Raw genomic sequence first — 18,042 nt, 5'->3', positions numbered from 1 at the left:
ATGAGGTATAAACTCAAAATTAAATTATTAAGTGACACCACTTTTGGTCGTGGTGATGGGGTTGCAGGGTTAGTTGATCAAGAGGTGGAGCATGATAAATATGGATTACCTTATCTACGTGGACGCACTCTTAAGGGTTTATTAAGTGAGGAGTGCGATAATTTAATTAGTATTTTACCAGATGAAAATCAAAGGAATTACTGGACGAGTATAGCTTGTCAATTATTTGGTATCCCAGGAAGTAAATTAGAAACCACTGCTGCAATGCATATAGGGGATGCATATTTACCTGAAGATTTACGTCAAGCTGTTGCGTATGAAGTGGATAATGAGCAACTGACAAATCAAGATATTTTGCATTCCTTAACTACAATTCGTCGTCAAACAGCAATCAACTATGAAAATGGTGTTGCAGAAAAAGGAAGTTTACGGTCATTTCGTGTTGTCATTCGTGACTTAGAATTTCAAGCAGATTTATTATTTGAAAAGCAACCAAGTGATGCAATGCTATCACTATTATCTGTAGGTACACTTGCACTGCGACGTTTAGGAAGTGGGAGAAATCGAGGTCGTGGTCATGTTTGTTGTAGGTTACATGATGCTGATGGAAAAGATATAACTGAGGATTATTTGAATTTATTTGCAACCATAAAACTTGAAACCATGACAGAGGATAATTCATGAAAGCAATTACGTTTTCTTTGCATACAAAGCAACCATTACTAGCAACCTCCTTTCAGGGAGATCCAAACAGTGATGTGTCCTATTCTTACATCCCTGGTAGTATGATTCGTGGTGCGATAATTGGACGCTATATGAAGCATCACAATCTTTCAGAACTGGATTTAGCAAATGAACAAGTACAAAGATTATTTTTTGATACTAAAAAAATTAAATATTTGAATGCTTATTTACTCAGTCAAAAGAAACAACGCACTCTTCCCATCCTTCGTTCCTGGTTTCGAGATAAAGAAACTAAACTCAACGAAAATGTACAAAATATTCATGCTTATGACTTCAGTGTTGAAAGAAATGAGGGTAAACTGGAAACACCTAAATTTGTCGGAGAAGGGTTTTGGACAGAAGAAATTGATTGTATCAGATATTATAAAGAAAAGCGACGGATAAATATCCATAACCGACGCGATCGCACAAAAGGACGTTCGACTCAAACAACGGGAGAAGGAGAAATTTTCCGTTACGATGCAATCGATGCTGGACAAACTTTTCAAGCTGTTATTCTCTGCGAAGAGATAGATATACACCTATTAGAATTACTCCACAAATCATCAGATATTTGGTTAGGTGGTTCCCAAAGTGCAGGTTACGGACATACCCAAATTACGGATATTCAAACCCATGAGAACTGGAATGAAGTAGGTTCTCCTAAAAGTCGTACTGAACATGATAATTTTACGATTACACTCCTAAGTGATTTAATTTTACGAGACGAAATGGGACAATATGCAGTGATTCCTCCGTCTTCACAACAAACATCTACACCAATTCAAAAAGCTTTGGAAACTGCATTAACAAGAATAATTGGTCAGGATATCAAACTGCAAGTAAAAGAAAGTTTTGCGAGTTCTACATTAATCGGTGGATTTAATCGTAAATGGGGATTACCCTTACCTCAAATTCCTGCATTAGCAGCAGGTAGTGTATTTGTTTTTGAAAATATTGAAATCACAGCAGAGCAAATTGAAGAATTAGAATCAGTAGGTTTAGGAGAAAGAAAAATAGAAGGTTTCGGTAGAATTGCAGTTAATTTAAGAGAGAAAAAAGAGTTTAAAATTGCTTTACCAGAAACTGAACAACCACAATTAGCTACTAATTCATCCCGTAATATCGCAACCAAAATGGTTGAAAGATTACTTAAAGCAAAACTCGAACAAAAGCTTAGAGAACAACTTAGTCCTTTAGAAATAAAAGGAAATATATCCAACAGTCAACTGTCCCGATTACAGCTAATTGCAAGGAAGGCATTATCAACAGGAGACTGCAATTTGGTTTTGACACTAATAAATAATTTACCTGCCAATGCAAAAATACAATTTGAACGAGCAACTATCAATAATAAGTCTTTTAAAGAACAGTTAACTACATGGCTAAATCATCCAGAAGAATGGATTAGTAACAAACATGATTTAAAAGTCAAAATTAGTGATATTGAAATGGAATTGAAACCTGAATTTGCTAGAGAATATACACTGCGTTTAATTTTGGCAGTTACCAAAAAAACAATCAAGGGGAGAAAATAATGAGTAAATATTGTCCAGATAAAAATCCGAGAAACAGAAATCAACGTCATATTATCGAACGCATTATCATCAAGGGAAATCTAGTTCTAGACACCCCTACTTGTTTTGGAAGTGGTGATAATGATGGCGATACAGATTTAGAAATTTTACGAGATAGTATTGAAGATAAAGCCTTATTAATGGGTTCTTCCATCGCGGGAGCTTTACGCAATTATTTACGAGAACATCAAAATGGCTATAACGCAACAGATGTATCAATATTATTCGGTGGACAACGTAGCGATGATGATGGAGACCAAAGTCCTTTGATTATCAATGATGCTTTCAGCAGCGAAATCATAAAAGTCGAATTACGGGACGGAGTGAAAATTAACAGCATCACCAGAACCGCAGAAGATGGAGCAAAATACGATTTAGAATTTCTAGAAACAGGAACGCAGTTTCCCCTTTACTTTGAATTATTAGTCGATGATAAACAACATGACAGAACACAATTAATTCAAGAACTAGCAATTAGTTTACAAGGATTAGAAACAGGAGAAATCCGTCTGGGAATTAAAAAGCATCGCGGTTTTGGTCGCTGTCATGTGAAAAAATGGCAAGTATGGCAATTTGATTTACACAATCACGAACAACGTATACAATGGTTGAATTTTCCCCATTGGGAACCAGGGTTTTTAAAAAATCATCCAACTCACGATAATATTGCTAAAGCTTTAGGTGTAACTTTCTCTGAACAAGAAATAGAAGATAAAAGACAGCATCTAACGATTACCGCAAAATTTACCCTTGCGACTCCTCTATTAATTCGTTCGGGACAAGCTTCCACAAATATAGCACCGGATGTAGTACATTTGAAATCTCAACGGAATGGTGAATTAAAATCAATATTATCTGGTACAGCTTTAGCAGGTGTGTTGCGACATCGTGGGGAGAGGATAGTCAATACTATTCAACAGAATATTGAAAGGGATTTTGAAGAAAAAGAAAAATTTACAAATAATTTCATTGATGCAATTTTTGGAGTTGATGTCACCAAAGATAAAACAAGAGAACCAAAAGCTAGCCGTTTAGTTGTCGATGAAGTTGAAATCAATAATACTACAGATTTAATACAGAATCGAATCGCAATTGATAGATTTACTGGTGGTGCTTTACATGGTGCTTTATTCAACGAGCAACCTATTTTTGGAAATGAGAAAACAAATCTGGAAATCAAATTAACATTGCGTCAACCCAAGGATGCGGAAATAGGGTTATTACTGCTATTACTCAAGGATTTATGGACAGGTGACTTACCTGTAGGTGGAACCAGCAGTATTGGAAGAGGAAGATTACAAGGAAGAGAAGCAACTATTACACATAATGATAAAACCTGGAAAATCTCCCAACCATCACCAACAGAATCTCTGGTAATAGAAAATTCTGAAAATGAAGATTTAGAAAAATTTGTTACTGCTTTACATCAGGAGGTGACACCTTGAATCAAGCAATTAATCGACCAAACTCTGAATTGATAGAAGTAGAAGTAAAGGAAAGCTTCGACTTGAAGGTATGGTTAGAAAAACAAGCTAGTGAATATCAATTAAAATATTTATTAGCACATGCAGAAGATGGAGTGATTTGGGGAAAATTCCAAAATGGAACTTTGAAAACATCAGATAGCGTGTTTCCTCAACTTGCAAAATTGCGTCTATTGACTTTACAGCAATGTCGGATTTTTGGTGAACATTCGGAAGTAATGCTGTGGAGGAATGATGATGAATTTAAAGCTCGTTGTGTTGAAGACACACATCTAGATAAAGAAGAATATATTTCGGAAAATCAGATTCTTTGGGGTACACAAGCAGAAAATATTAGTGATGGTTTTACCCTGGTGTCGGATGGTTCCCAAGGTTTGCGTCATGCGGTTCCATTAATTGATATCCCTTTTGATAGCAACCAAAAATTATATCGTCCATTGCGATTGTGTGTTCGTCATTATCTTGATGAGGATAAAGAAACAGGTTTAGTTCGGATTTATTTAAGTCGATTAGTTAATCTTACAACGGAAAAGGAGTTGAAAAATGCTGCCTAGACCTTTAAAGAATGTACCGGAAAATAGAAAAGCTGTAGCTCCTTATAATTTTGTAGAGTTACCAAATCAGATAGTTGAGGTTAAACCTGATTCTTTACCTCAGCAGAATATTTATTATTCCCAGTCTGAAAATCGATATACTGGTAGGATTAATTGTACCCTGACAACTGAATCACCTTTATATATTCGCTGTGGTTTAACTACAGAAGAATTTGCATGTGGTGCAGAATCGAAAGATTTAGCTGATTTTTTTTATACGGGGATAGCTAATAAAGCGAGAAAACCCGTGATTCCCGGTAGTAGTTTGCGGGGGATGATAAGAAGTTTAGTGGAGATTATTAGTTTTAGTAAGCTAGATAAAGTTTCTGATGCTGATAAATTTTTCTTCCGTGCTGTCGCTGCTGATAAAGATGATCCATTAAAAAATATATATACAAATTATCTGAAAAAGGAAAACCTTAAAGCAGGATATCTTGTGAAAAAAGATGATGGTTGGTATATCCGTCCAGCTACAAAAATTGAAGATAAATATTTTATCTATATTAAAGAAAAACATGTAGAAGGAAAGATTGATGGCTTTATATGTATGAAGTCATTAGACTATGTACCTCAGTATAGACAAAATATCAGTTTTGGAGATTTCTATACTCAAAATGGTCGTTGCTGTGCGAAAAAAATAAGTAATGACTGTACAGAATTTGAATATATGGGAGTATTAGTAACTAGCGGTAATATGCTAGAAAGCACTAATTTAGATGAACAAGAACGTGAAAGAAAGCTTAAGAGTAAGGGAGGACGTAAATATCATTATTTAGTTGGAATACCAGATAGTAAAGCTGAACTTATTAAAATAAATGATGACGCAATAACAGCTTATTGTAGAGCTTTAACTAATTTTCAAAAAGCTAAATCTCCTTACGATAATAATCCTTTTGAACAAGATAGTGGTGTTTTAAAAAATGGGCGTGTTATTTTCTATTCACAGATTAAATCTGAGGAAATAATATTATTTGGTCATTGTCCAAATTTTCGGATTCCTTACTCACCTTTACAAGACGGAAAAGCAGCATCAGCAGTTGATTTTATTCCGAATCATATTGGTAAATCTGACAAAATTGATTTAGCTGATGCAATATTTGGATTTGTCAGGGAAAAAGATAAAAATCATCCAAATAGTACTCATGAAAATAATGGTACGAAATTGTCAGCTTTAGCAGGAAGAGTTTTTATCGAAAATGCTATTTGTGAAAAAACAGTTAATGATGATATTTGGCTAACAGGGAATTTAGAACAGACTATTACACCCAAGATTCTCTCTAATCCTAAACCCACAACTTTTCAGCATTACTTAGTTCAATCAAATGATGACAAAGCGCAGCTGAAACATTATGCTAGTAAACCTGTTGAGGATACTGTTATCAGGGGTCATAAACTATATTGGCATAAACCGAATGCAAAAAAAGAAGATATAGAAGAAAATGATACGACAAAAATTAAAAAATCTAGTTCTCAGTACACGAAAATCAAACCTATCAAAGCCGGAGTAAAATTTACCTTTGATATCCACTTTGAAAACCTCAGTAATATTGAGCTAGGTGCATTATTGTGGATATTAAAAATAGCTGCAAACCCTAAATACTGCTTATCTCTGGGAATGGGTAAACCTTTGGGAATGGGTGCTGTAAAAATAGAGTATCAGCTTTTGTTAAATAACCGTCACGAACGTTACTCTCAATTGTTTAATAGTAATCAATGGTTAACGGGAGAAGAAAATCAAAGCAATACAGATTCAAAATCTCAAGCTTGTATTGATGCTTTTGAAAAATTCATCGTTGATAATATCCATCCTGATGATCATCCAGAAGGATACAATGCGACTAAATTGGATAAAATACCTCGGATTCAGATGCTATTGTTGATGTTACGGTGTGATAATCCTCCATCAGCAGATAATACTCGTTATATGACGATTGAACCAACTAATGAATATAAAGAAAGACCTATTTTACCGACACCATTTCAGGTAATGAATAAATTAGAAGAAGATAAGCGTAAATTTCCACCCCCTACAGAATCACCTGAAAAGCCAAAGTTAAAAAAAAATAATTCCCGAAAAAAAAATCATCAAAATAATCGAAGTAAACCTGGGAACGGAAATAATTCTAATTTCGCAACCCAAAGACCACCAAAACCACCAAAAAAATAAATGGATATCTCCCAACTATTCCACACCCTTACTACTCACCAACCCTACAACTTCCAAATTCAAACCATTAACCATATCCTCAACCATAAAGATACCATCCTCCGCGCACCTACGGGTTCTGGGAAAACAGAAACTGCGATCGCACCCTTTTTATTTGCGAAAACCCTCCAGATCGATTTTCCCAATAAGTTGATATATGTCGTACCTCTGCTTACCCTTGCAAATATAGCAATCCTAAATCATTTATGAGAAAACACCATACTCATTCATTTTTGGTAAGTCAAAAATTTGACCATGAATTGCCAACTCGAATAAAGCCTTAACGACTGAGAAGGAATGGCAGAAAAAGTAGAATTCTCTAATTAGTTTTTTCGCTTGCAGCCAAATATCTTCTACAGGATTTTGTTGTGGAGGGTTTGAGGCAAAGCATTCACAAGTTATCAGGTATTCTGTATTTGAGTGCGATTTAACAGACACTCAGTACGCAAAATTGCGATCGCGGCTTTCCAAATTGATAAAACCAGATGAAGATAGTGTGCGCTTTTACTTCCTTTGTGCCTGCTGCCAAGGTAAAGTAGAGCGTATCGGCGGTGAAATGCCACGAGATAATTCTATATTCCTTGTCTGATTTCGTAATTATTTGTCGATTTGGGTGCGAACCAGGGGGTGTAAAAATAGGATGAGGCTTTTTTTCGCTGGAAATACTTGCTGGATAAGGGTTTCCCGGCTTGGGAACCAAAAGGAGGTTCGCACCATTCTCGAAAAGCTTACTATGAATGGTTTTGAGCGTTTTTTCTCCGCCTTCCCCTTGACAAGTCAGTGGCTGAAAGAGTATTTTAAAAGAGGTTCGCACCTTTGCACCTTGAAAACTAAATATGGTAAGGGTTCTGACTATGAACGGTTACAAAACTAAATAATCCCTATTAGGGATTGAAACACATTTAGTCGCTTTATAGCTGAAGAAATCCTTAGTTACAAAACTAAATAATCCCTATTAGGGATTGAAACACTTTATGCGAAAAAGTTCCCATTAAAATTATATAGTTACAAAACTAAATAATCCCTATTAGGGATTGAAACTCAATATAATACCCTTCTATTTCACTCACATCTAGGGTTACAAAACTAAATAATCCCTATTAGGGATTGAAACACTACAAAACAGGATGCTGTAGCTGATTTCTTTAAGTTACAAAACTAAATAATCCCTATTAGGGATTGAAACAGCTTCAAATTCAGAGAAGAGCCAATACTCAAGCTGTTACAAAACTAAATAATCCCTATTAGGGATTGAAACAATGCCAGACGCAATGAGTTGCTAGCCAAGAATGATGCCCTAGTTACAAAACTAAATAATCCCTATTAGGGATTGAAACGTGCCTCGGCTCGCGGTGAGCGGGAAGACTATTGCGTTACAAAACTAAATAATCCCTATTAGGGATTGAAACTCTACAATCTCGAATGTCTTGCCTGTATTCACGACGAGTTACAAAACTAAATAATCCCTATTAGGGATTGAAACCCAATGTTACTAACTTGGCGACCAGCCACAACGTGTTACAAAACTAAATAATCCCTATTAGGGATTGAAACCCCGTCATGAGGAGCAATATACTCCTCAACCTCGTTACAAAACTAAATAATCCCTATTAGGGATTGAAACTGATATTTTCCTAGCTACCTCTATAAGTAGCTTGTCGTTACAAAACTAAATAATCCCTATTAGGGATTGAAACCCATCATTCGAGCCCCGCTAGGATGCCCTAGAAGGCCTCTGGTTACAAAACTAAATAATCCCTATTAGGGATTGAAACACCTAATCTGGTGCGACCCAACTTGGCATACGCTCAGGTTACAAAACTAAATAATCCCTATTAGGGATTGAAACTCTATGGCTTTCTCCTTTGCCTCCTTACCTCCTTTTGTTACAAAACTAAATAATCCCTATTAGGGATTGAAACCACTCTTCAGAGGGCTAGGCTAGCTACGCCCGTGTTACAAAACTAAATAATCCCTATTAGGGATTGAAACTGTATAGAACCCAGTTCTCGTCCACATCATTGGTGGTTACAAAACTAAATAATCCCTATTAGGGATTGAAACTCCCCATTTAGGCAATTTCAGGCACCTTCTAGGGCGTTACAAAACTAAATAATCCCTATTAGGGATTGAAACCCCCTGGGTATCCCTATTGGCTGTGATGGTGAAATGCGTTACAAAACTAAATAATCCCTATTAGGGATTGAAACGACAAATTTCTGCTGTGTTGACTGTCGCCAGTCTTGTTACAAAACTAAATAATCCCTATTAGGGATTGAAACGACCACCGCGAAGGCGCAAACTTTAACCCCAGATTCGTTACAAAACTAAATAATCCCTATTAGGGATTGAAACGTGTACGAAAGCTTTTCTGACCTCCAAGAAAACCTGGTTACAAAACTAAATAATCCCTATTAGGGATTGAAACAAAGGGTGTGTGGTAAGGGTTTGAGTACTGTTGATAAGTAGTTACAAAACTAAATAATCCCTATTAGGGATTGAAACACCAAATGCCTCTTGCTGGAGGTTACACCCCTTGCGTTACAAAACTAAATAATCCCTATTAGGGATTGAAACGCTTAAAGCATCTTCCAGAATGGAAGGAAGATGTTTGTTACAAAACTAAATAATCCCTATTAGGGATTGAAACGAAACGGGGGGAATGGGGATTTGGGATTGGCGGAGAGATACTTGCGTTACAAAACTAAATAATCCCTATTAGGGATTGAAACAGAGGGCATCTTCTGCGATCGCATGGCGGCTGCTGTTACAAAACTAAATAATCCCTATTAGGGATTGAAACTTCTTAAAGCCACAGAGGACAAGGAGTATGCCTTGTTACAAAACTAAATAATCCCTATTAGGGATTGAAACAAGCAGCTCAAGGTCACCTATTGCCTCATAAACAGAGTTACAAAACTAAATAATCCCTATTAGGGATTGAAACTCCTCGCAATACAATCATGCATCATAAGGAACGATGCGTTACAAAACTAAATAATCCCTATTAGGGATTGAAACTCTTGTTCCTGTTTGTCTAGCTCTATCTCAGCTATGTTACAAAACTAAATAATCCCTATTAGGGATTGAAACCGGCTGTTGTCAAAGTCAACCACGTCATCAAAAACTTGGGCATTGCTGAATTTAGGCATGAATTATAATGATTTACATTTTGTATTAAAACCAGAATCATCTCTTCGAGAAGCCGCGATATGCGCGTCTACGTAGAGAAGACCCGACTGGTCGTCTCTACACAACGTCAAATTTTAAATTCATATTTGTATTCAGCAACGCCAGGTAAATTAGTTATCCTAGGAATAGATAATAATAAAGTTAATTCACCCAACAAGTTAATATGGAAACATCTTCATCACGGCAACTTCCGGGAATTATCCGCCAAATAATCACCCTGGTAGCGATAGTTGGTGCATTTGTGATTAATATAATTTCCAATATTTTTCCTCTGGGAGGGGAAACGATTGGGGAAATTTCTAATGGGTTATTCAAAGATGTATTAATTATCCCAGCCAATTATGCCTTTGCTATCTGGGGATTAATTTATCTGGGTTTATTTGCCTTTGCTATCTATCAACTATTACCCGGTCAACGCCAAAATCCTGCTTTCAATACGGCAGGTTATTTAATTACCTTTGCATCCCTCGCACAAATTGCTTGGGTTTATCTGTTTTTATTGCGTCAATTTGTTTTATCATTATTGGCGATGCTATTAATTTTAGTGCCCTTAATTGCAGCCTATCAAGCACTGAAAATCAATGTGGAACCTGTAAATCGTATTCGCAAATGGTGTGTGAATATTCCCATCGCTATTTATTTGGGTTGGATTAGCGTTGCGACCATTGTGAATGTGGCTTGCACTTTATACGCACTCAATTGGGATGGTTTCGGTGTTCCCCAAATTATCACCGTCGTCATGTTGCTAATTGCCACCTTTTTAGGGGATTTGGTGCGAGTACGTCGTTACGATGCAGCCTATGCGGGTGTAGTTATTTGGGCATTAATTGCGATCGCTGTCCGTCATTTTAGTATACCAGTTATTTTCGTCACTGCCTGTGCCTGTGCGATCGCTTTATTGCTGAGAATATTTATCCCTGACCAGCCAAGACCTGTCCTGGATTCCCGCAGTTCCCCATAAATTGGGCAATATGTACAAGTTATACCAATTTGAAAAAAGAATGCGACAGATGAATTTTGTAGAGACGTAGCAGTGCTACGTCTCATATTCTGGATATGTTGCAAACATTGTTTGAATCGGTGTTAAAACTGGTAGAATTTATTTTTATAGATTTTACTGGATGAAGAAATTAAACAGCAGCATCAAAAATCTGTTGTGCAGTGAGATTGAGTTGGGGGAAAGTTTGAGAAATAATTGGTTCATCACCTCGAAAGGCTTTTTTCACATATTCCCCATCTTCTAAATTACAGATAAAAAGGGTGGGTTGCTTGGGATTACCGATTAAATCCCGTCCACCGAGTGCAGCAAAATCGGTAATCCAATATTCAGGAATCCCCATTTCTTCATAATCAGCAAATTTTTTATGATAGTCATCTCGCCAATTACTAGAGACAACTTCAATAATCAAGGGAATTGATATTCCTTGAATTAGGGTTGACTGGGTTTCCCATAAAGGTTCATTGACCAGGTTATCAGGATTTACTAATAAAATATCGGGGAAATATCCAGAATTTCTTTGGGGAGGTTTAACTAATGCTGTTTTGGGAAGAAGAAAGGGAAGTGCCAAATTCCGAATTTGCACAGCTAACTCTAGGGTGAGAAAAGTTGTCACTTTCTCGTGTTTTCCAGTTGGCTGTGACATCTCAATTATTACTCCGTCATGTAACTCGTAGCGTTTACCGTCGTTGGGTAGCCACTGGATAAATTCTTCATAGGTGACAATTTTGGCAGGGGATTGAGTCATATTGATATTTGACATGGAAGTTGCATATTATATTATTTGTTGACTCAAATCTTTGCTATACAAGCATTGATTCTATTTGATTTCTGAACATCTCAATTACCCCAAAGCTTATCGTACAAAGCTTTATTTCTTTGTATACCTAGCAAGATTCAATTACGATTCCTATATACAACTTCATAGTACAAGTTGGCGGAAATAGACCGAGTATTAATTTAGTCAGAACTTTTATCTAATGACTATGCTCTGGGTGGTTACTCAGTCAGCGAAGGCTACTCCCTTCATTCACGAGGTCGGAACCTCGTAGATTCTGCACCCACGCGGAGCATGGGTGCGAGGGAAAACCGATTGACTCCTCACCGACTCCCAATTCCCGTACAGACGCGATATGTCGCGTCTCTGCCACTCCCTCCCTAATCAAAGATATCAGCATCGACGGGAATCAGCACACAACCGTTTATTTTCCAGGTTTGATTAGCTTGCTTTTCCATTAAATACAGACCTCGGACGGGTTTTCCATTGGGTGAAAGCAGTAAAAGTATTTGGGTAATGTTACCTTCGATGGTGGTGATGCCTTCAAAAATGACTGAACGGGGACGGTAAACGGGTGCATAGCCAGATTTCACCATGCGCATGAAGGTTTGAGGGTTGCGAAATTGGGCTTGGATGGCTGGACTGGCAAATGCAAAAGCCTGATCTGCGTTATCATGCTGAAAAGCATGGAGTTGTTGTTCAATTACAAATCTAATTGCTGTGCGATCGCTATCTGTAATTTCCATTGCCCCAGTTAATCGTTTCGGTACAAATAGGGATTAGCTATGTACATTTACCATAAATATAGCGTTAGATCGTCTATTTGATTGATGTTAATTTGTAAATATTGTGATGGGATTACATTTTTAGCGAACAAAATGGAATTACTGTTATCTCTGATACTTTTTCCCCTAACTAGAATGTTTAGCGTTATTGCTGTGGATAATTAAGTAACTGATCGACAGGGCCAAAATTGCGATCGCTAAACCTGTGATTTTCATTCCTTCTGTTTTTCCCAGGTCGAGGATAATAATTTTACGAGCAACGGCAATTAGGGAGGTGGTAATTACTAATTCTACTTGGATAACGTGTTTTTTCAGGTATCCAGTGATATTTTCGAGAATTTCTAAGGCGATTAAAAGATTCAGAAATAAGCCAAATAATTTGAATAGTTTTTGATAAAAAGTACCGTACTGGGTGGTGAAAACTTCTCGAAAAATAAATACAATTAAATCCCCGGTGGCATAGATAATAATACCCACCATCATCACTGCCAAAACTTTTGCAATCAGCACTTCTAAACTTCCAAGTAAACGGGTAAAATTATCGTCTTTCATCAGATTTCGGAAACCTTTCCACATTCTTCCCATCCCTCATAGCCTCTACCCCTAGCAGCTTATCATTGGGAGGATTGCAGTTGATATCCCTGCACGAGCGTTTTTTCAATTATCGGTACAAGTTGGACTGCACAGGCTTTGAGTTCCGGTTGTCGGGAATCTGGACAGGCTTGGGGGTGGGTGAGGGCATTCGCTTCGCTATTTTCTCCCCAAAGTTTACCCCAATGCATGGGAATAAACACCACACCCGGTGAGATATGGCGGGTGATTTTGGCGGGAAACTGGGCACTCCCATGTTGCGATCGCACTTCTACTACTGTACCATCTATTACCCCCAATGCAACGGCATCACGGGGATGAATCTCCATCCAGGGTTGGGGGTACATTTTCTGAATCTTGTCAATGCGTCCGGTGCGAGTTTGGGTGTGCCAATGACCGTATAATCTTCCTGTGGTCAAGACGAAGGGATATTCCGGATTTGGTGGTTCGGCTAGTCCCCGCGCATGTCTGGGAACAAAATTAGCCCGTCCATTATCTGTAGGGAATAGGGCGTTAGTATACAGCCGCTTTCCTCCCCATTGAATCGCTCCTGTTTCCGCTAACCGTTCATGACTAATTTCCGTCATTTCACAAACCCGTCCCCGCGTCAACTGCACAAATTCCCGCTGGACGCTCCCCGCATCCTCAAAGGTGAATTTGTCAGCAAATCCTAACCTTTTTCCTACCTCGGCAAAAATCTGCCAATCGGGACGTGCTTCACCTGGTGGTTGACGAAAGGCTGGACAGAGGGTGACAAATCGTTCCGAATTGGTCATTGTCCCCGTTTTTTCCCCCCATTGGGCGGCTGGTAGTAAAATATGGGCATAGGCGGAGGTTTCCGTGGGATAATAGGCATCCTGGTAAATTGTCAGGGGAGATTTAGCTAAAGCTGCTTGAGCGCGTTGTAAATTAGGTAAACTCACCGCCGGATTTGTTGCCACTATCCACAGTAATTTTACCTCTCCCTGCTCCAAACCCGTAATTATATCCCAAGCAGTCCGTCCCGGTTGCGAGCTAATACTTCCCGGTGGTAATTGCCAAAATTCTTCCACCTGCTGGCGGTGGACAGGATTGGTTACAGTGCGATAACCTGGTAATAACTGGGCTAATCCCCCACTTTCCCGACCACCCATCGCATTCGGTTGTCCCGTCAAGGAAAAAGGTCCCGCACCAGGTTTACCAATCTGCCCAGTTAACAAATGTAAATTAATAATACTGTTGACCTTGGCTGTTCCCTCACTGGATTGATTTACCCCCATCGACCACATTGACAGCACATTTTTTGCTTCAGCCCAGTATTTCGCCGTCGTTTGCAAAGCTTCCAGGGAAATTCCACAACGTTGCGTCACCAACTCAGGAGTATAAAACTGTACTAACTGGGCATAGGCAGGAAAATTATTCGTGGCATCAGCAATAAACTCTGCATCAATACAACCCCACTGCAATAGCAAATAGGCAATCCCATTCAACAAATCAATATCCGTACCGGGACGCAGAGGCAAATGTAAATCTGCAACCTTCGCCGTTTCCGTACACCGGGGATCAACAACCACTAACTTAGCCTGGGGATGCTTTTTGCGGTATTTCTGTAAACGGTTAAATACAATCGGATGACATTCAGCCGTATTAGAACCGATAATCACCACCAAATCCGCCAATTCCAGGTCATCATAACAACAGGGTGGACCATCCGACCCCAAAGAAAGCTGATAACCCTTCACCGCACTCGACATACACAAACGGGAATTAGAATCAAAATTATTCGTTCCCAAACAGCCCTTTAACAACTTCTGCGCAACATAATAATCCTCCGTCTGCATCTGTCCCGAACCGTACATACAGATAGCATCCGCACCAAAATTTTCCCAGATACGCTGAATCCGGGACACCATCAAATCCAACACCCCATCCCAATCCACCCGTCGGAACTCCCCATCCAGAGAATCCCGTACCATCGGATACAACAACCGCGATTTATCCAGCGCTTCCGTCACCGTTGCACCCTTGACACAGACCATCCCCTGACTCGATGGATGATTGCGATCGCCCCGTACCTTCCAACGGGTATTATGATTATCGGTTAAATTACCCCCTTCCGTCTCAATTACATCCGGTTGAACAGCCAACACTTCCAACCCACATCCAACCCCACAATAGGGACACAGCGTTTTTGTAATTTCACTCACACCCAATCAACCCTGTTTCCTAACGATTGCTTCACAATTACCTTATGGAACGAGTGTGATAGATAATATTGCCTATTGTCTAGGTGATTTCGTTACATTAGTTACAAAACAAGATACATAATGCGATAAATGCATATATTTTATGCGATAGTAGTCCACCCCACTTCAAATGGGAGTTCCTAGTTGGACTTTACCCGCATTTCTCACAAAATCCTAAAACAAGGAATAGGGAGTATAGACGACCCGTCGGGTCGTCTATACAGGGAGAGACGCGATATATCGCGTCTGTACAGGAATAGGGTTTCTTGGAGGTTGTTGGTCAAGTATTAATTATCACTATTTTGACTATGTTCCTGACTCTGGACATGGGGGTTATAAAGCTGATTTTTCCTTCGAGAGTACAGACGCGACATGTCGTGTCTCTTCCCATTCCCAAAAAAAGCTTGATTGGAACACACAAAAAATGCGGGTTCTAATACGGATTCGTAGTAGAACTTTAGTCCAAAAAAAAGTTTAGTATAAAGTGCTATCACTAACTAAATTTACACCGAGTTACTCCAGTTTAAGCGTCTCCATAGGTGTTGGTAAGGGGGAGGGTTTATCGGTTTTACGTAATCGAATCAGGGCTTCGTATTGGATACTACGATTATCGTTGATGTTAGTGGAAATACCGATGGTACTAGTAGCAGCCAGGAGGCTTTGTTGGTTAGGAAATAGGGGGGGAAGGGGGAAGTTTTTAGCGAGGCGTTCAACATCGAGGAAAAAGTTACTGTTACCAGGGTTGAAGGGGGAGGGGACTGCTGTTTGATAGAGGGAGGTTTGGGCGAGGGGGTTTGGGGTTGCGGGAAGAATTATATCTGTAATGGGCGCACCCATTGTGATAAATTTAACGTTATTATCCATCCAACCATGACTAGCGGTGAGTGTACCGAAAGGGGAAAACCATCGGGTGAGTTCCTGATTAGCAACGGTGGTTTTTTCAATTTTTAATTGGTACTGAGTACTCATGGCCTCATCTAACTTTTTCATCGCCGCATCTGCTTTCGGGCGATCGCGAACTTGTACCATAAATAGAAGGGCAGCGCGAAAATCGTTGTTGGAGCTAGCGGGGACGATGGATAGGGCAAATTCACCACCCATCCAACTCAAGAAATCCCGTTCCAGTTCTAAATTGGTCAGGGATTTGAAGTCTTTACGCAACTGCTCAGGATTGATGGGTGCGAGGGAATTACCCTGAGATGTGGCGACGTAATCTGTCCACAAGCGACGCAGGTTGCTTCCAGACCACAACATCATAGTTTGTGCGGGAACACGTTTGGCCATTGTTGCGGCGTTATTTTCCACCGCTAGGGTTCTGCGACTATTGGGTTTGAGCCATGATGCAGCTTTGAGACGAACTCCTTCCGGTTCAACCAAGACAGTACCGACCAAACCCTGATGATTTTGTAATTGCCCTAAAACTTGAGCAGGTAGTTGGCGGTTGGGCAAACCACTAATTAATTGGGCAGAGGATGGTATATTCAGGTAAAATTGGGCAAAGGGTTGGTAACTAGCGATTTTGGTAAAATTATCCGCAAAACCCGGTAATTTATTGATAGTTGTTTGTTGTTGTTGGGCATCAATCACCTGGTTAATTGCCTGGGATTCATCGCTCATGACCACGTATTTTCCCCCATCGACAATAGCGATCGCTAATTCTTCCCCATTTTTGTTTGTAGCTTCTTTAATTTTCACATTCCCATAGGTGCGATCGCGAAGCGACTCCGCTGGAGTATCGCGCCAAGTCTTTGCCGATACTGTCTGCATTTGGGTGAGAATTTTTTCCCCAGCTTGGGGATTTTTGATAGGTAACACCACCAGCAAGGGTTGGGGATTTATAGCAGTGTCATTGATTGAGGGAGAAGAACCTTCCGCAGGTTTTGGTGGTGCAAGCACAGCAAAGGTAACTCCATCCCCCACCCAAGGTTGAACATGTTGTTGAAAATCAAAACCATAGCGGGATAAAAAGCGATCGCGCAGAGCAATTAAATTACGATCCAATTCCGTTTGTAGTTGTTTTGTCCCAAATTCCCGTAAACTATCCCACTGCTGGACATCCGTTGTCAGTGACACCGTAAACACCGCATCCTGGGGAATCACAGTAGCACCAATAGGTAGCGATCGCACCAATGGTTTACCTTGGGTAAAGAACCACACAGCCGCAATCCCACCCGTAATTAATACTGCTACCGCCGAAAATGTCAGTAATAGGGATGGTTTCTTTTTTTTCTCGCTAGAAACAGATGCAAGGGGCAAAGTCATCGGATTTTCGGATTTTGGATTTTGGATTTTAGATTTCGGATTACCCTACGGTCGATCCGCACCACGTGCGTCTATGGATTTTAGATTTCGGGTTTCCGTAGAGACGACCCGACGGGTCGTCTCTACTTTAGATTGTCAGATTTCGGATTACTCTTGGCAAACAAAGCCTTCCCCGTAATTACGAATTACGAATTATCTCCTTCAGCAGGCGTAAAGTTTAAGGCTACCCCATTCATGCAATAACGTAAACCAGTCGGTGCGGGACCATCTCGAAAAACATGACCTAAATGACCACCACAACGGCTACAATGTACCTCAACCCGTGTCATAAATAAGGTTTTATCAATGGATGTAGCGATCGCGCCTTCTATAGGTTGATAAAAACTCGGCCAACCTGTACCACTATTAAATTTCGTTTCTGATGAAAATAATGGCTGTCCACATCCTGCACAGGAATAGATTCCCGGTTCGTATAACTTATCTAAAGGACTTGTTCCAGCCCTTTCAGTTCCGTGTTTACGCAACACCCGAAACTGTTCTGGTGTCAGTTGTTGGAGCCATTCTTCCTCAGTTTTTTCCACTGCAAATTTTTCATTAGAAGTAGTCATTGTCTGTTCTCTCTCCTCGGA

13 protein-coding genes, 2 pseudogenes and 1 CRISPR repeat array are annotated in these 18,042 nt (G+C 39.5%); of the genes and pseudogenes, 8 read left to right on the top strand and 7 right to left on the bottom strand.

Annotation, left to right across the window (positions count from 1 at the left end; translation table 11 throughout):
• The 6 genes from CDC37_RS14965 to CDC37_RS14940 are packed head-to-tail and all read left to right on the top strand — an operon-like array spanning position 1 to position 6,793.
• Complete coding sequence (locus tag CDC37_RS14965; protein WP_096622759.1) at positions 1–684, top strand: RAMP superfamily CRISPR-associated protein; 684 nt, start codon at positions 1–3, stop codon at positions 682–684.
• Positions 681–2,261: an RAMP superfamily CRISPR-associated protein gene (locus CDC37_RS14960; RefSeq protein WP_096622757.1), complete on the top strand. Its 1,581-nt coding sequence runs from the start codon at positions 681–683 to the stop codon at positions 2,259–2,261. Before CDC37_RS14965 ends, CDC37_RS14960 begins: the two co-directional genes overlap by 4 nt.
• Positions 2,261–3,745 carry an RAMP superfamily CRISPR-associated protein gene (locus CDC37_RS14955; RefSeq protein WP_096622755.1) on the top strand — a complete coding sequence of 495 codons (1,485 nt, stop codon included), beginning with the start codon at positions 2,261–2,263 and terminating at the stop codon, positions 3,743–3,745. The genes CDC37_RS14960 and CDC37_RS14955 overlap by 1 nt, the downstream gene beginning before the upstream one ends.
• A complete protein-coding gene (gene csx19 / locus CDC37_RS14950) occupies positions 3,742–4,338 on the top strand; it encodes a type III-D CRISPR-associated protein Csx19 (protein WP_231943069.1) in 597 nt (198 codons plus the stop codon). The genes CDC37_RS14955 and csx19 overlap by 4 nt, the downstream gene beginning before the upstream one ends.
• Entirely contained in the window at positions 4,328–6,544 is a 2,217-nt protein-coding gene (locus CDC37_RS14945) for a TIGR03986 family type III CRISPR-associated RAMP protein (protein WP_096622753.1), read from the top strand. Before csx19 ends, CDC37_RS14945 begins: the two co-directional genes overlap by 11 nt.
• Complete coding sequence (locus CDC37_RS14940; protein WP_096622751.1) at positions 6,545–6,793, top strand: DEAD/DEAH box helicase; 249 nt, start codon at positions 6,545–6,547, stop codon at positions 6,791–6,793.
• On the opposite strand, the pseudogene CDC37_RS24740 reads toward CDC37_RS14940, so the two are convergent.
• Positions 6,788–6,994: pseudogene (locus tag CDC37_RS24740) on the bottom strand (IS630 family transposase); the annotation flags it as partial. The gene CDC37_RS14940 and the pseudogene CDC37_RS24740 sit on opposite strands and share 6 nt — an antisense overlap.
• Here CDC37_RS24740 and cas2 point away from each other — a divergent pair.
• A pseudogene (gene cas2 / locus CDC37_RS14930) lies at positions 6,984–7,172 on the top strand (CRISPR-associated endonuclease Cas2); the annotation flags it as partial. The pseudogenes CDC37_RS24740 and cas2 sit on opposite strands and share 11 nt — an antisense overlap.
• Before the next feature lie 272 nt (positions 7,173–7,444).
• A CRISPR array of direct repeats spans positions 7,445–9,676; the repeat unit is 37 nt; unit sequence GTTACAAAACTAAATAATCCCTATTAGGGATTGAAAC.
• Between the two features lie 262 nt (positions 9,677–9,938).
• Positions 9,939–10,736: a hypothetical protein gene (locus tag CDC37_RS14925; protein WP_096622747.1), complete on the top strand. Its 798-nt coding sequence runs from the start codon at positions 9,939–9,941 to the stop codon at positions 10,734–10,736.
• Positions 10,737–10,905: 169 nt separating this feature from the next.
• On the opposite strand, the gene CDC37_RS14920 is transcribed toward CDC37_RS14925, so the two are convergent.
• From CDC37_RS14920 to msrB, 6 genes are all read right to left on the bottom strand, one after another.
• Complete coding sequence (locus CDC37_RS14920; RefSeq protein WP_096622745.1) at positions 10,906–11,520, bottom strand: Uma2 family endonuclease; 615 nt, start codon at positions 11,518–11,520, stop codon at positions 10,906–10,908.
• 410 nt (positions 11,521–11,930) lie between these two features.
• Positions 11,931–12,296: a DUF4864 domain-containing protein gene (locus CDC37_RS14915; RefSeq protein WP_096622743.1), complete on the bottom strand. Its 366-nt coding sequence runs from the start codon at positions 12,294–12,296 to the stop codon at positions 11,931–11,933.
• A gap of 165 nt (positions 12,297–12,461) precedes the next feature.
• Positions 12,462–12,920: a phosphate-starvation-inducible PsiE family protein gene (locus CDC37_RS14910; protein WP_096622741.1), complete on the bottom strand. Its 459-nt coding sequence runs from the start codon at positions 12,918–12,920 to the stop codon at positions 12,462–12,464.
• A gap of 29 nt (positions 12,921–12,949) precedes the next feature.
• Positions 12,950–15,112 carry a molybdopterin oxidoreductase family protein gene (locus tag CDC37_RS14905; RefSeq protein WP_096622739.1) on the bottom strand — a complete coding sequence of 721 codons (2,163 nt, stop codon included), beginning with the start codon at positions 15,110–15,112 and terminating at the stop codon, positions 12,950–12,952.
• Positions 15,113–15,664: 552 nt separating this feature from the next.
• Entirely contained in the window at positions 15,665–17,413 is a 1,749-nt protein-coding gene (locus CDC37_RS14900; RefSeq protein ID WP_096622737.1) for a DUF3352 domain-containing protein, read from the bottom strand.
• Positions 17,414–17,598: 185 nt separating this feature from the next.
• The gene (msrB, locus tag CDC37_RS14895; protein ID WP_096622735.1) at positions 17,599–18,021 is read right to left on the bottom strand and encodes a peptide-methionine (R)-S-oxide reductase MsrB; all 423 of its coding nucleotides are present in this window, start codon (positions 18,019–18,021) and stop codon (positions 17,599–17,601) included.
• Between the last annotated feature and the right edge of the window lie 21 nt (positions 18,022–18,042).

The sequence above is a fragment of the Calothrix sp. NIES-3974 genome (assembly GCF_002368395.1).
In the GTDB taxonomy this organism is placed as follows: Bacteria; Cyanobacteriota; Cyanobacteriia; order Cyanobacteriales; family Nostocaceae; genus NIES-3974.
This window is presented reverse-complemented; position numbering and strand designations above follow the sequence as displayed.

Excerpts from the sequence above, each read along its gene's own strand:
- CDC37_RS14965 (WP_096622759.1), top strand. The coding sequence starts at position 1 with ATGAGGTATAAACTCAAAATTAAATTATTAAGTGACACCACTTTTGGT.
- CDC37_RS14945 (WP_096622753.1), top strand. The coding sequence starts at position 4,328 with ATGCTGCCTAGACCTTTAAAGAATGTACCGGAAAATAGAAAAGCTGTA.
- msrB (WP_096622735.1), bottom strand. The coding sequence starts at position 18,021 with ATGACTACTTCTAATGAAAAATTTGCAGTGGAAAAAACTGAGGAAGAA.
- CDC37_RS14915 (WP_096622743.1), bottom strand. The coding sequence starts at position 12,296 with ATGGAAATTACAGATAGCGATCGCACAGCAATTAGATTTGTAATTGAA.
- CDC37_RS14960 (WP_096622757.1), top strand. The coding sequence starts at position 681 with ATGAAAGCAATTACGTTTTCTTTGCATACAAAGCAACCATTACTAGCA.
- CDC37_RS14940 (WP_096622751.1), top strand. The coding sequence starts at position 6,545 with ATGGATATCTCCCAACTATTCCACACCCTTACTACTCACCAACCCTAC.
- CDC37_RS14900 (WP_096622737.1), bottom strand. The coding sequence starts at position 17,413 with ATGACTTTGCCCCTTGCATCTGTTTCTAGCGAGAAAAAAAAGAAACCA.
- CDC37_RS14955 (WP_096622755.1), top strand. The coding sequence starts at position 2,261 with ATGAGTAAATATTGTCCAGATAAAAATCCGAGAAACAGAAATCAACGT.
- CDC37_RS14925 (WP_096622747.1), top strand. The coding sequence starts at position 9,939 with ATGGAAACATCTTCATCACGGCAACTTCCGGGAATTATCCGCCAAATA.
- CDC37_RS14910 (WP_096622741.1), bottom strand. The coding sequence starts at position 12,920 with ATGGGAAGAATGTGGAAAGGTTTCCGAAATCTGATGAAAGACGATAAT.
- CDC37_RS14920 (WP_096622745.1), bottom strand. The coding sequence starts at position 11,520 with ATGACTCAATCCCCTGCCAAAATTGTCACCTATGAAGAATTTATCCAG.